The organism is Prochlorococcus marinus CUG1417 (assembly GCF_017695975.1).
Lineage (GTDB): Bacteria > Cyanobacteriota > Cyanobacteriia > PCC-6307 > Cyanobiaceae > Prochlorococcus_A > Prochlorococcus_A marinus_AG.
Genome location: NZ_JAAORN010000002.1, coordinates 529,546 through 542,992 on the forward strand (window position 1 = coordinate 529,546; position 13,447 = coordinate 542,992).

Here is a 13,447-nt window from a genome sequence, read left to right on the forward strand (position 1 = left end):
ATGGCTTTACTAGTAAAAAAATTTGGCGGTACTTCTGTCGGTGATATTAAAAAAATTCAAAATATTGCAAGTAGCATTTGTCAAAGTAAAGAGGCAGGAAACGAAATTGTCGTGGTTGTATCTGCAATGGGGCAAACCACAGACGATTTAAATTGTTTAGCGAAATCAATTAGTAAAAATCCCAATCGAAGAGAATTGGATATGCTTCTCTCAACTGGAGAGCAAGTAACCATAGCTCTTCTATCAATGGCATTAAACGAATGCGGAATACCTGCAATTTCAATGACCGGTAGCCAGGTTGGAATCATTACTGAATCAATACATGGGAAAGCGAGAATTCTCGATATTAAAACAGAGAGAATCCAGAACTATATAAACCAAGGTTTTGTAGTTGTCGTTGCTGGATTTCAAGGAACATCATTAAGTCATACGGGATCAATGGAAATTACAACTCTTGGTAGAGGTGGTTCAGATACCTCCGCTGTAGCATTATCAACAGCTTTAGGAGCTGAAACTTGCGAAATTTATACAGATGTTCCAGGGGTTCTTACTACTGATCCAAGAATTGTACCTAATGCAAAACTCTTAGAAGAAATTAGCTGTGAAGAAATGCTTGAGCTTGCAAGCGTTGGTGCTTCAGTTCTGCATCCAAGAGCAGTAGAAATTGCTCGCAATTATGGAATTAAATTGTGCGTCAAATCAAGCCAAAGTGACTCAAATGGTACTCTCCTGGCGAGTCAAATCCAACCTCTCCCGCTAAAAAGAGGAAGCTTAGAATTAACAAAAACAGTCAATAGTCTTGAAATATTAGAAAACCAAGCAATATTCAGTCTCTCAAACATTCCTGATAGGCCTGGGATTGCTGCACAAATATTTGAAAAACTATCAGAAGCAAGTATTAATGTAGATTTAATCATACAAGCTACAAATGATGGAAATAATAACGATATTACATTTACTGTTAGTGAATTAGAAGTTAAAAAAACTGCAGAACAATGTGAACTTATAACTAGTCAATTAGGAGGAGAATACAATTTAAAAACAAACATGACTAAATTGAGTATTCAAGGAGCAGGCATTATGGGTAGACCAAGTGTTTCGGCCGATTTATTTGATACTTTATCTCAAGCAAATATAAATGTCAGATTAATAGCTACTAGTGAAATTAAAGTCAGCTGCGTAATTGAAATTAATAATATACCAAAAGCTATTAGATTTATTTCTGAGAAATTTAAGTTATCCGATACACAAATATTTATTAATCCCATCAACGAAAAACAAGATCTACCTGAAGTGAGAGGGATTGCATTAGATAAAAACCAAGTTCAAGTAAGTTTTCGAAAACTACCTGATCGTCCAGGTGTAGCAGCATCAATATGTTTAGCATTAGCTGAAAATAATTTACTTTTCGATACGATCGTGCAGTCTGAAAGAATTTCCTCTCTAAAAACTAAGGATATTAGTCTTACAATGAATAAGCAGGATAGAGAAAAAGCTAACTTGGTTTTTGAGGTCTTAACAAAGAAATTACCCGGTTCATACATTGAAGATGGTCCTGCAATAGCCAAAGTAAGTACTGTTGGAGCGGGAATGGCATTTAAAGTTGGAACTGCTGGAAAAATATTTAGAGCACTGGCTAACCAAAATATCAATATTGAAATGATTGCCACTAGTGAAATTAGGACTTCGTGTATTGTCTTAGAAAAAGATTGTGACAAAGCAGTTCATGCGATTCATAATCATTTCGAATTAGAAAAATAAGTTCTTTTTAATTGTTTCTTGCCAATTTTTGTCTTAATTTTTTGATTCTATCCCTCAAATTTGCTGCTTCTTCAAAATTTAACTCTTTTGCAGCGTCTTTCATTTTAATTTCTAACTTTTCTATTAAGTCAGGCAATTCTTCGAGCAAACATTGATTATCACTGGAATTGAGAATTGCGTCAGTTTTGTTATTAACTATATTTATTAAATCTTTAGATAAACCACCAGCATCTAGTTTTCTGGAAAGTTCTAGAAAAGATAATATTGAATTTTCTATTTTTTTGCCTGCAGGTTTTGGAGTAATACCATTGATTTGGTTATATTTTTTTTGAATAGTTCTTCTTCGATCAGTTTCAGATATTGCTCTTTTCATTGAATCTGTGAAGTTATCTGCATAAAGCAAGGCAACACCTTCAACATGTCGGGCAGCTCTACCTATTGTTTGAATCAATGACCTTTCAGCTCTCAGAAAACCTTCTTTATCAGCATCTAAAATGGCGACTAAAGATACTTCTGGAAGATCTAGTCCCTCTCTTAATAAATTAACTCCTACCAAAACATCATATTCGCCCATTCTAAGGTCTTGAATAATTTCAATTCTCTCAATTGAGTGGATTTCGGAATGCAAATATCTAACTCTTACTTTATTTTCAGATAAAAAATCAGTTAGATCTTCAGCCATTCTCTTAGTAAGTGTCGTCACAAGCACTCTTTGATTCTTTTCAGCTCGAATTCTTATTTCAGATAACAGATCTTCTATTTGGCCTTCACTAGGTCTTACATCAATTACCGGGTCTAATACCCCAGTTGGTCTTATAACTTGCTCAATAAATTCACCTTCACATTGATCTAATTCCCATTGACCAGGAGTTGCACTTATAAATAATGTCTGTTTTGATTTTTCCCAAAACTCTTCACATTTTAAAGGTCTATTATCTGCAGCACTTGGCAATCTAAAACCATGATCTATTAACACTTTTTTTCTAGATTGATCACCATTGTACATCGCATGAAGTTGAGGACATGTTACATGACTCTCATCAACTACCAACAACCAATCTTTGGGAAAGTAATCTATTAAGCATTCTGGTGGTGAACCTTCCTCCCTCCCTGATAAATGACGAGCATAATTCTCAACTCCATTACAATAACCAACCTCTTTAAGCATTTCTAAATCATATTTTGTACGTTGTTCTAGACGTTGAGCCTCTAATAATTTTCCTTCGTATGTAAATTTATCGAGTTGAGTTTTTAATTCACTTCTAATTGCACTTATTGCACTCTCAAGTCTTTCTTTTGGAGTCACAAAATGCTTCGCTGGGTAAACGCTAACTTGTTCTAAACTTTCAAGTATTTCTCCTGTAGTAGGGTCAACATATCTAATAGCCTCGACTTCATCACCAAATAACTCAATTCTTATTAATCTATCTTCATAAGCTGGACCGATTTCTAAAACATCACCTTTAATTCTGAATCTACCTCTAGTAATTTCAATATCATTTCTAGTATATTGATTTTCAACAAGAGACCTCAAAGAAGAACGTAGATTTATTGATTTTCCCACTTCAAATTTAACTGCAGCTTTTAAATACTCACTCGGTATACCAAGACCATAAATACAACTTATTGAGGCTACAACAATTACATCTTTTCTTTCAAATAATGAGCGTGTTGCAGAATGCCTAAGCATATCTATTTCTTCATTAATTGAAGCAGTTTTGGCTATGTAAGTATCACTTACAGGTACATAAGCTTCTGGTTGATAGTAATCGTAGTAAGAAATGAAGTACTCAACTGCATTTTTTGGAAAAAATTCCCTTAATTCATTACATAGTTGTGCAGCCAACGTTTTGTTATGGGCTAAAACAAGTGCTGGTCTTCCTGTTTGTTGAATTACATTGGCAATGGTAAATGTTTTACCAGTTCCAGTAGCTCCTAAAAGAGTCTGAAACTGTTTACCATTATTTACGCCTTTAACTAATTTTTTAATAGCTTCTGGTTGATCTCCATTTGGTTCGTAAGGAGCTTGAAGCTTATAGTGGTTCATCAAGCTAGTAGCTAAAGGATGTTGCTATACTAAGAAATTTTTTCTCCAATTATTGAATTTTTCAAAGATTCTTTTAAGCCCCTAACAACCGCAATCATTGATATTAAATCATCTAATTTATTAACCACAGATCCAACGCCAACTGCTGAGGCTCCAGAAGATATTGCTAGTGGACAAGTTACTTGGCTTAATCCAGAGGCACTCATGATTGGTATATTCAGAGATTGTTTCTTAAATTCTTGATGAATAGCATAGGTAGCTGCAAGAGTTGGTACTGATTTTTCAAAAAAACCTTGAATCCCTGGAGAGTAAGGAGCAGAACTAGTACCACCTTCTGTTTGAATAATATCAACGCCTTCTTCCACTAGCTTTACAGCAAGATCAACTTGTTTATCAATAGGCATAGTATGAGGAACAGTTACTGATAAAGGAAAATTAGGCAATAAATCCCTCGTCTCTTTTGTAATGTTTAAAACTTTTTTATCTGAAAAATAAATGCCTTTTTCATAAAAAGTATCGTAATTTCCTATCTCAATTAATGATGCTCCTGCTTTTACACAATCTTGAAAAGATCTAGGCACTACTGAACTAACACAAACGGGTAGTGTTGAATTCTTAAGTGCTAAATCAACGAGTTCAGGTTTACAAGCAATATCGACAAGATCTGCCCCTCCTAATGAAGCAGCCTCAACAATTATTTTCACAGACTGAACATCGAAATTATTCAATCCTGAAATAACTTTGAGTAAGGATTTGCTTCTTAACTCTTCTTTGATTTTTTGTGGCAAAAGATTAATCAGACTCATTTACTTAATGAATTTATTACCCGATTGTGACATTGTTTTAGTAAAACAGTGCATTTTTTAAAAAATATTATCTGAGCAACACAAAATGACTGATAAAAAATTAAGTCAGAAAAATTGGTCATCATGGCATCATCAGCTTCATAAGGAGATTCTTACCAAAAAAATATTTATTCCCAAAGGATCCAATATTTTAATAAGTGTATCGGGGGGTCAAGACTCAATGGCCTTATTAACCCTAATTAATGACCTAAAAAAACTACATAATTGGTCTATTAGTGTTTGGCATGGTGATCATCAGTGGCACGAAAAATCATCACTATATGCTCTTGAATTAAAAGATTATTGCGAAGATAAAAATATTTCATTCTCTTTTGATCAAGCAAATAAAGAAAGTATTTCTTCAGAAGAAAAAGCACGAGAATGGCGATATGAAAAATTATGTGAAAGAGCCAAAACTTTATTAAATAAACACAAGCAAAAACATAATATTTATTTGTTAACTGGTCACACGAGTAGTGATAATGCAGAAACATTTATCCTCAATTTATCTAGAGGAAGCAATTTTGCAGGTCTGAGTAATATTGAGAGTAAAAGATTAATAGAAAATCAAATTTATTTAATAAGACCAATATTAATTTTCAGTAGGGAAGATACAAAACAATTTTGCAATGATATGAAGATCCCAGTCTGGGAAGATCCTACAAATTCAGATCTTAAATTAAAAAGAAATTTAGTAAGAAAAAAAATTATTCCTACCTTAGAAGTTATCTATCCTGGTTGTTCTGAAAGGATAAATAATTTTTCCCAAAAAATGAGCAAATACAATAATGAACGTAATGATCTTAGTGAACTAGCTTATTTATATTGTAAAGATGTTAAGGGTATCGATAGGAATCTCCTAAATGGTATGTGTATTGAAGCGAGGTGCACAATTTTAAATAGATTTTTAAAAGAAATATCTGCAAAGCAATGTAGTTCTAAAAATCTGACAAAATTAGCAACTTCAATTTATGAAAAAAATAAAGGTCAAATTAATCTGCAAGAGTTTTTAAAAATTGTTTGGGATAAAAACTATATAAATTTTGAAAAAAGTTAAGATGTTACAGCAGATCTTCTTCTTCTTGTTCTACCTTCAAATGAATCTTCTGTAGCAGTCTCAGCTGATGGATTCTGTGAAACTTTTGGACTTTTTTGGGTATTTTGTGGGTTATTTGAACTATTAGGATGATTATTGTTTGATTTCTTATGGAAATTATTATTATTTCTATTTCTATTGGAGAAATTTTGCTCTTCGGTAATCTTTGGGATATAAGCACGAGTTCCACTTGGAGCAGGTTGAACTAAACACAAAATAAGTGGTTCAACTTGTAATTCTCTTCTCATTCTTCTCGATAAACCATTTTCAATTTCCCTTTGTACACCAATCCAATCTACCTCAAAATTATTCGGCCCAGTTTGTCTGGATAATTGTTTCCATCTATTTTCTAAGACCCAGCTTATTTCTCGTTCTGTCCACATAGACATTTTTCTTGGCTCTGCAGTAGTAACAACTCCTCTTAAATTAACTCTAGGAGGCGCAACCATCTTTCCATCTGTACTAATAGGAGCTAAAACAGTTACTACACCATCCCCAGCTAATTGCTGCCTTTCCTTTAATACTCGAGCATCTACTATCCCATTTCGTGAGTTATCAAGCAGTTCAACACCAGCTTTTACAGGATCACCCTTTTGAATAGAATTAGGTGTTAACTCAACTACATCTCCATTTTCAATAATTAAGATATTTTCCTTTGGAACCCCCATAGTTTGTGCACTCTTCCCATGACAAACAAGCATTCTATGTTCTCCATGAACAGGAACAAAAAACTTAGGTTTTGCGAGTGCCAACATTAACTTTTGATCTTCTTGAAAACCATGACCAGAAACATGAATATTCTCACCCTTTCCATAAACAACCTTTGCTCCGAGTTTCATTAATCTATCTATTGTATTAACAACAGAAATAGTATTACCAGGAATTGGGCTGGCTGAAAATATTACAGTATCAGTAGTCTTAAGACGAACATGCTGATGTTCACCACGAGAGATTCTGCTTAACGCTGCTAGGGGTTCTCCTTGGCTACCCGTCATCAATAATAAGGTTTCCCTATCTGGCAAATCTCTAATTTGCTTGATAGGAACAAACAAATCATCTGGGCATTTCATATAACCAATATCTCTTGCCTTAGCAATAACATTTATCATCGATCTACCTAACAAACCGACCTTTCTTCCATGTTTCATGGCCAATTCTAAGATCATTGTCACTCTATGGACAGAACTAGCAAAAGTGGTAAGGATAACTCGTTCTTTTGCCTCTGCAATATGTTTTTCTAAAGAGGGATAGATAGTCTTCTCAGAAGGACAAAAACCTGGAACTTCGGCATTAGTAGAATCACTGAACATGCATAAAACACCCTTCTCTCCGTAATGCACCATTCTTTCAATATCAAATTGCTCTCCATCTACTGGCATATGATCAAACTTAAAATCTCCCGTGAAAATAATTGTGCCAACAGGTGTTGTAACTGCTAACGAAAAGCTATCGCAAATAGAATGGGTATTTCGAATAAATTCAACAGAAAAATGTTGTCCCACTTTTACAACATCTCTAGGATTAACTGTCTGTATAGTTGTTCTATCAGATACCCCTGCTTCCTCCATTTTTCCTCTAAGCATTGACATTGCCAGTCTTGGGCCATAAATAATGGGAATATTAAAATGCTTTAAATGATGAGAAATACCTCCAATGTGATCTTCATGCCCGTGAGTGACAATCATTCCTTTTATTCTTCTTTGATTTTCTTTTAAAAAAGTTGTATCTGGCATAACAACGTTTACGCCATGCATACCATCAGATGGGAAAGCTAGGCCAGCATCAACAAGCATTAATTCATCACCATATTCAAAAACGCAAGTGTTTTTTCCTATTTCATGTAGTCCTCCAAGAGGTATTACTCTTAGAGATGGCGTATTACTTTTAGATCTAGATGAATCATGAATAGATCTATTTACAGGTGAATTTGTACTTGATTGCATAATTTTGAAATTTATGAAGGCCTGCTTGTAATCAAATAAGGTTTATTTAAATTTAATTATCAAGTTAAATATAATCCCTATTATAGGGAATTCAGGATAAAAGATAGTTGCTTTTTCATGTCATTGGTTAAAGGTGACAAAGGACTTCTAGGATTACCTACATCCCATCCCATTAGCTCCAAAGCAGCCTTAATTGGGATTGGATTAGTAGTCATAAAGAGTGCTTTGAAAAGAGGCTGAAGTTTTTCATGAATAGCAAGAGCATTGGAAACTTTTCCACTTTGAAAAGAATGAATCATTTCTTTTAATTGCAATCCAACTAAATGACTTGCAACACTTACTACTCCTACAGCACCTACAGATAACATTGGAAGCAACAATGAATCGTCGCCACTATATACAGAGAGTTCGGAGCCACAAATAGCTCTTAGTTCTGTTACTTCTTCTATTCTACCGCTTGCAGCTTTAATACTGAGAATATTTGAAAAATCCATAAGTTTCTTCACAGTATCAGGTAATAAATTGCATCCAGTCCTGCCAGGAATGTTGTAGAGCATAAGAGGCAAATCCTTTGCAGATTTAGCAATAGAACTGAAATGTTTATAAAGACCTTCTTGAGGCGGCTTATTGTAATAAGGAACAACGACCAAAGCACCGTCGGCACCAGAATCGTAAGCTTTTTTTGTAGCTTCCACAGCTTCGCTTGTACAATTGCTACCAGTGCCAACTATTACTTTACAGCTTGCATGCAAAGATCCTTTTACCGCAATAAATAAATCATGCTGTTCCGCCCATGAAAGAGTCGGAGATTCTCCAGTAGTACCACACAACACAATTCCATCAGAACCGTTCTCAAAAAGATAATTTGAAAGTTTTATAGCTAGTTCATAATCTACATCTCCATTCTCAGTGAATGGAGTAACCATTGCAGTCAATATTCTTCCAAATAGTGGATTATTACACTCAGTTTTGTCTGTAATCATTTTTTTGGAATTAATAACTCAGCTATTTGAACAGCATTCAGAGCTGCTCCTTTTCTTATTTGATCTCCACATAACCATAATTCTAATCCATGAGGCTGACTTATATCAGTTCTTAGCCTGCCAACAGCAACATTATCCCTTCCCATAACGTCATTTGGCATAGGAAATCTATTATTTTTGTAATCCTCAATAACTTCAATTCCAGGAGATTTTTTTAATTCTTCAAGAGCATCTTTAGGCTCAACTACATCGGCAAATTCAATATTGATCGATTCAGAATGTGCTCTCAGTACTGGGACTCGAACACATGTAGCAGAGAGCTTCAACTCAGCAATATTTAATATTTTCCTTGTCTCATTAACCATTTTCATCTCTTCTTCGCAGTAATTATTTGAAAGCATAGGAGAATTATGTAAAAACAAATTAAAAGCAAGGGAGTATGGCAAAACTTCACTTTTTTGAGGATTTCCTTGAAGATATTGTTCAGTTAAAAGTTTTAGTTCCTCCATCGCTAGTTGGCCTGCACCACTGACAGATTGATATGTTGAGACAATAACTCTTTGAATAGTCGAAAGTTTGTTTAATGGAGCTAAAACTAATGTCAACAAAATGGTAGTGCAGTTTGGATTCGCTATTACCCCATCATGATTAAGTACGTCACTAGCATTAACTTCTGGGACTATAAGAGGAACGTTCTTATCTAATCTGAAAGCACTTGAATTATCTATCAGTAAAGCATTTTGTTCAATAATGGTAGACAACCATTTTTTTGAAATACTTCCGCCAGCTGAAGCCAAAACTAAATCAAGATTCTTGAATTCTTCCTTAGTTGTTTTTTTTGTAACTAATTCTTCATCTTTCCAAATAATTTTTTTTCCTTCTGACCGCTCTGATGAAAGCAAGACCAATTCTGATATTGGGAAATCACGTTGTTCAAGAATTTTTAGCAATTCAGATCCCACAGCACCTGAAGAACCTAAAACAGCAACTTTTAATGGCCTATTAGGCAAATACGGAGATTGTCTCACACTTTAAAATAATTTTTATCAATAGATTTACTATTTTTTTACTTTATCAAAAAATTAACTTTCAAGGAAATCACATAATGTGAAATAATTAAGATTCGGCTCATAGTAATAACTTAGAAAAACATGGCTAAAGATGCACTAATAGTCAAAACAACACCTCTTCCTCAAAGTAGAATTTCATTCGAATTAGAAATACCATCTGAGACATGCAAAACGTGTGTAAATGAAACAATCAGTTCTATCAGTCGTTCAGCTAAAATTCCGGGATTTAGACTTGGTAAGATTCCTAAACAAGTCTTAATTCAAAGAATTGGCATCACACAATTACATGCTTCTGCTCTGGAAAAAATTATTGATAAATCATGGCAAGAAGCGTTAAAAATAAAATCTATAGAGCCACTAAGTGAGCCAGAATTGGTAGATGGATTTGAATCTTTACTTGCAAAGTTTAGTCCTGAAAAATCACTTAAAGTTACTCTTCAAACTGATGTTGCCCCAGAATTAAAACTTAAAAAATCCAAAGGACTAAGTATTGAAATATCAAAGACAAAGTTTGATCCCAAGTCAATAGATGAAGCGCTAGAAAAATCTAGAAATCAGTTTGCAAACATTATTCCAGTTACCAATAGAGCAGCAAAATTAGGAGATATTGCTGTAGTTAGTTTCAAAGGAAAATATAAAGATTCTGGTAAAGAGATTGATGGTGGAACAAGTGAATCAATGGATCTTGAGTTAGAAAAGAACAAAATGATCCCTGGTTTCGTTGAAGGAATCGTAAAGATGAAAATTGGTGATACTAAAACACTTAACCTTAAATTTCCTGATGATTATTCTCATGAGGATTCAAGAGGCAAAGAAGCAATATTTGAAGTAAATCTTAAGGATCTTAAGGAAAAAGAATTACCTGAACTTAATGACGATTTTGCAAAACAGTCTGGCAACAAAGAATCATTAAAAGAATTAAAGAAAGATATTGAAAAGCAACTTAAAGACAATTTTGAAAAAACTCAAAAAGATATCAAAATTGAAGCTTTATTAGATGCCCTAACAAACGAATTGGTTGCTGAAATTCCAAAATCTATGATTGATATAGAAGTGAGGAATAATATTGAACAAACCGCTCAAAGATTTGCTCAACAAGGTCTTGATGTAAAATCTACTTTCACTCCAGAATTAGTTAAGTCATTAGCAGAGTCCACAAGGCCTCAAGCTGAAAAAAATGTTCAAAGAAATTTAGCTTTAAAAGCATTAGCTGAAAAAGAAAACATAAAAGTCGAGAAAGATGAAATTGATTTAAAAATGCAAGATTATGAAGAAGCAATCTCTCAATCTTCAAAACAAATAGATATTAAAAGATTAACAGAAGTAGTAAGTAACGATCTACTCAAAGAAAAATTAATAATTTGGCTTGAAGAAAATTCTGAAGTAAAAGAAAAAACTACAAAAACTTCTAAAGCTACCAAAACCTCCAAAACAACAAAAGCCACAAAAACTGCGACAAAAACTTCAAAAACTTCAAAAACTCAAAATAAAAAAGAAAAAAAATAATTTATGAAATTTCCTACTAATTAAACAAAAACCCCTTAAATTATTTATAAGACGAAAAATTAATTTGTGAACTCAGAAAAAAAACATTTGATCCAAAGCTCAATAAGTTCTTACGAAAGTAATAATAAAACTATTGCTGCTGTTCCTACCGTTATAGAACAATCAGGTAGAGGAGAAAGAGCTTTTGATATATATTCAAGACTATTGAGGGAGAGAATAATTTTTTTAGGTACTGGAATTAATGATCAAGTATCTGACTCACTTGTTGCACAATTATTATTTCTTGAGGCGGAAGATCCCGAAAAAGACATACAAATATATATTAATTCTCCTGGAGGCTCAGTAACTGCAGGAATGGCCATATACGATACTATGCAACAAATATCCCCTGATGTAGTGACAATATGTTTTGGAGTAGCGGCAAGTATGGGGGCATTTCTACTTTCTGGAGGAGCAAAGGGGAAAAGATTAGCTTTACCTAATTCTAGGATTATGATTCATCAACCACTAGGGGGTGCACAAGGTCAAGCAGTAGAGATTGAAATACAAGCTAAAGAAATACTTTTTCTCAAGAAAACATTAAATTCACTTTTAGCTGAACATACTGGTCAACCTTTAGAAAAAATTAATGAAGATACAGAAAGAGATTACTTTTTATCCCCCTCAGAAGCAGTCGAATATGGATTAATTGATAAAGTTATCAAAAAGTGACAAGGGGTCCTGATTTTTTAAGAATATGATGACGAATCGATATTTATGAGCAATCCTAGTGAATAGGGAATATTTAACACCTTTCACTTTAAAAACTTATAATCGATGGCTAAATTCGACGCCCATCTTAAATGTTCATTTTGCGGGAAGTCACAAGACCAAGTAAGAAAGCTTATAGCTGGTCCTGGGGTTTATATCTGTGATGAGTGCATAGACCTTTGTAATGAGATTCTCGATGAAGAACTACTTGATAATCAAGCGAACACAAACAACTCTCCACAAGTAAAAAAGAAATTACCAACTGATAATCCAAAAAAATCTGTTCCTTTAGAATTAACCTCAATTCCTAAGCCATTAGAAATAAAAAGTTTTCTAGATAATCAAGTTGTTGGACAAGAATCTGCAAAAAAAATATTATCAGTAGCTGTATACAATCACTACAAGCGATTAGCTTGGAAAGTTAAAGAAGACAGTAAAAATAGCAATTCAACTGATTCACAAGCAACTAAATTACAAAAATCAAATATTTTACTCATCGGCCCTACTGGAAGTGGGAAAACATTATTGGCGCAAACTTTAGCAGAGTTTTTAGATGTTCCTTTTGCAGTAGCTGATGCAACGACTTTGACAGAAGCTGGATATGTTGGGGAGGATGTTGAAAACATACTTTTAAGACTTCTTCAGAAGTCAGAAATGAATGTAGAACTAGCTCAAAAAGGAATTATTTATATTGATGAAATAGATAAAATTGCAAGAAAAAGCGAGAATCCTTCAATTACTAGAGATGTCTCTGGTGAAGGGGTACAGCAAGCATTATTAAAAATGCTTGAAGGAACAATTGCTAATGTGCCACCGCAAGGAGGAAGAAAACATCCTTATCATGACTGCATCCAAATTGATACGAGTCAAATATTATTTATTTGCGGGGGAGCTTTTATAGGTTTAGAGGATATCGTTCAAAAGCGCATGGGTAAACACTCGATAGGATTTACCACTAATTCAGATCAAAACAAAGTTAATACAAAAAAAATAGTCGACCCAAGGGATTCCCTGAAAAATTTAGAATTAGATGATTTAGTGAAATATGGACTAATTCCAGAATTTATTGGAAGAATTCCGGTTTGTGCTGTACTAGATCGCCTTACTAAAGAGACTTTAGAATCTATCCTCACACAACCAAGAGATGCACTAGTAAAGCAATTCAAAACTTTGCTAAGTATGGATAATGTTGAATTATCTTTTGAGCCTGATTCTGTTGAAGCGATAGCAAATGAAGCATATAAAAGAAAAACAGGTGCAAGAGCATTAAGATCAATAATTGAGGAACTAATGCTTGACATAATGTACACATTACCTTCTGAAGAAAATGTAAAAGAATTTATAATTACGAAAAAAATGGTAGATAATTTATTCTCATCTAAAATTGTTAAACTACCTTCAGGATCAACAAGAATCATTAAAGAGTCTGCATAAATTATAGAGTTT

10 protein-coding genes are annotated in these 13,447 nt (G+C 33.7%); 5 read left to right on the forward strand and 5 right to left on the reverse strand.

The window, feature by feature from the left end; genetic code table 11:
* Positions 1–1,761, forward strand: a complete 1,761-nt coding sequence (locus HA140_RS09005) for an aspartate kinase (RefSeq protein ID WP_209040758.1) — start codon at positions 1–3, stop codon at positions 1,759–1,761.
* Between the two features lie 7 nt (positions 1,762–1,768).
* Here HA140_RS09005 and uvrB read toward each other — a convergent pair whose 3' ends face one another.
* Both uvrB and HA140_RS09015 read right to left on the reverse strand, forming a co-directional pair.
* A complete protein-coding gene (gene uvrB, locus HA140_RS09010; protein ID WP_209040759.1) occupies positions 1,769–3,808 on the reverse strand; it encodes an excinuclease ABC subunit UvrB in 2,040 nt (679 codons plus the stop codon).
* A gap of 29 nt (positions 3,809–3,837) precedes the next feature.
* Positions 3,838–4,614 (reverse strand): DUF561 domain-containing protein, encoded by a 777-nt coding sequence (locus HA140_RS09015; protein ID WP_209040760.1) that lies wholly within the window; start codon positions 4,612–4,614, stop codon positions 3,838–3,840.
* Between the two features lie 85 nt (positions 4,615–4,699).
* Here HA140_RS09015 and tilS point away from each other — a divergent pair, with 85 nt between their 5' ends.
* Positions 4,700–5,710 carry a tRNA lysidine(34) synthetase TilS gene (gene tilS / locus HA140_RS09020; RefSeq protein WP_209040761.1) on the forward strand — a complete coding sequence of 337 codons (1,011 nt, stop codon included), beginning with the start codon at positions 4,700–4,702 and terminating at the stop codon, positions 5,708–5,710.
* Here tilS and HA140_RS09025 read toward each other — a convergent pair.
* The 3 genes from HA140_RS09025 to HA140_RS09035 form a co-directional block, all read right to left on the reverse strand.
* Positions 5,707–7,692, reverse strand: a complete 1,986-nt coding sequence (locus tag HA140_RS09025) for a ribonuclease J (protein ID WP_209040762.1) — start codon at positions 7,690–7,692, stop codon at positions 5,707–5,709. The genes tilS and HA140_RS09025 overlap by 4 nt on opposite strands.
* An 80-nt stretch (positions 7,693–7,772) precedes the next feature.
* The gene (gene dapA / locus HA140_RS09030) at positions 7,773–8,675 is read right to left on the reverse strand and encodes a 4-hydroxy-tetrahydrodipicolinate synthase (protein ID WP_209040763.1); all 903 of its coding nucleotides are present in this window, start codon (positions 8,673–8,675) and stop codon (positions 7,773–7,775) included.
* Positions 8,672–9,703, reverse strand: a complete 1,032-nt coding sequence (locus HA140_RS09035) for an aspartate-semialdehyde dehydrogenase (protein ID WP_209040764.1) — start codon at positions 9,701–9,703, stop codon at positions 8,672–8,674. The genes dapA and HA140_RS09035 overlap by 4 nt, the downstream gene beginning before the upstream one ends.
* A gap of 123 nt (positions 9,704–9,826) precedes the next feature.
* On the opposite strand from HA140_RS09035, the gene tig reads away from it, so the two are divergent.
* The 3 genes from tig (at position 9,827) to clpX (ending at position 13,435) form a co-directional block, all read left to right on the forward strand.
* Positions 9,827–11,251, forward strand: coding sequence for a trigger factor (tig, locus tag HA140_RS09040; RefSeq protein WP_209040765.1), 1,425 nt, complete (start codon positions 9,827–9,829; stop codon positions 11,249–11,251).
* A 66-nt stretch (positions 11,252–11,317) separates the two neighbouring features.
* Positions 11,318–11,962 (forward strand): ATP-dependent Clp endopeptidase proteolytic subunit ClpP, encoded by a 645-nt coding sequence (gene clpP, locus HA140_RS09045; protein ID WP_011819266.1) that lies wholly within the window; start codon positions 11,318–11,320, stop codon positions 11,960–11,962.
* A gap of 105 nt (positions 11,963–12,067) precedes the next feature.
* Positions 12,068–13,435 (forward strand): ATP-dependent protease ATP-binding subunit ClpX, encoded by a 1,368-nt coding sequence (clpX, locus tag HA140_RS09050; RefSeq protein ID WP_209040766.1) that lies wholly within the window; start codon positions 12,068–12,070, stop codon positions 13,433–13,435.
* Positions 13,436–13,447 lie beyond the last annotated feature (12 nt).

What these genes read in the sequence shown, in the direction of transcription:
- HA140_RS09005 (WP_209040758.1), top strand. Translation starts at nt 1, where the DNA reads ATGGCTTTACTAGTAAAAAAATTTGGCGGTACTTCTGTCGGTGATATT.
- uvrB (WP_209040759.1), bottom strand. Translation starts at nt 3,808, where the DNA reads ATGAACCACTATAAGCTTCAAGCTCCTTACGAACCAAATGGAGATCAA.
- HA140_RS09015 (WP_209040760.1), bottom strand. Translation starts at nt 4,614, where the DNA reads ATGAGTCTGATTAATCTTTTGCCACAAAAAATCAAAGAAGAGTTAAGA.
- tilS (WP_209040761.1), top strand. Translation starts at nt 4,700, where the DNA reads ATGACTGATAAAAAATTAAGTCAGAAAAATTGGTCATCATGGCATCAT.
- HA140_RS09025 (WP_209040762.1), bottom strand. Translation starts at nt 7,692, where the DNA reads ATGCAATCAAGTACAAATTCACCTGTAAATAGATCTATTCATGATTCA.
- dapA (WP_209040763.1), bottom strand. Translation starts at nt 8,675, where the DNA reads ATGATTACAGACAAAACTGAGTGTAATAATCCACTATTTGGAAGAATA.
- tig (WP_209040765.1), top strand. Translation starts at nt 9,827, where the DNA reads ATGGCTAAAGATGCACTAATAGTCAAAACAACACCTCTTCCTCAAAGT.
- clpX (WP_209040766.1), top strand. Translation starts at nt 12,068, where the DNA reads ATGGCTAAATTCGACGCCCATCTTAAATGTTCATTTTGCGGGAAGTCA.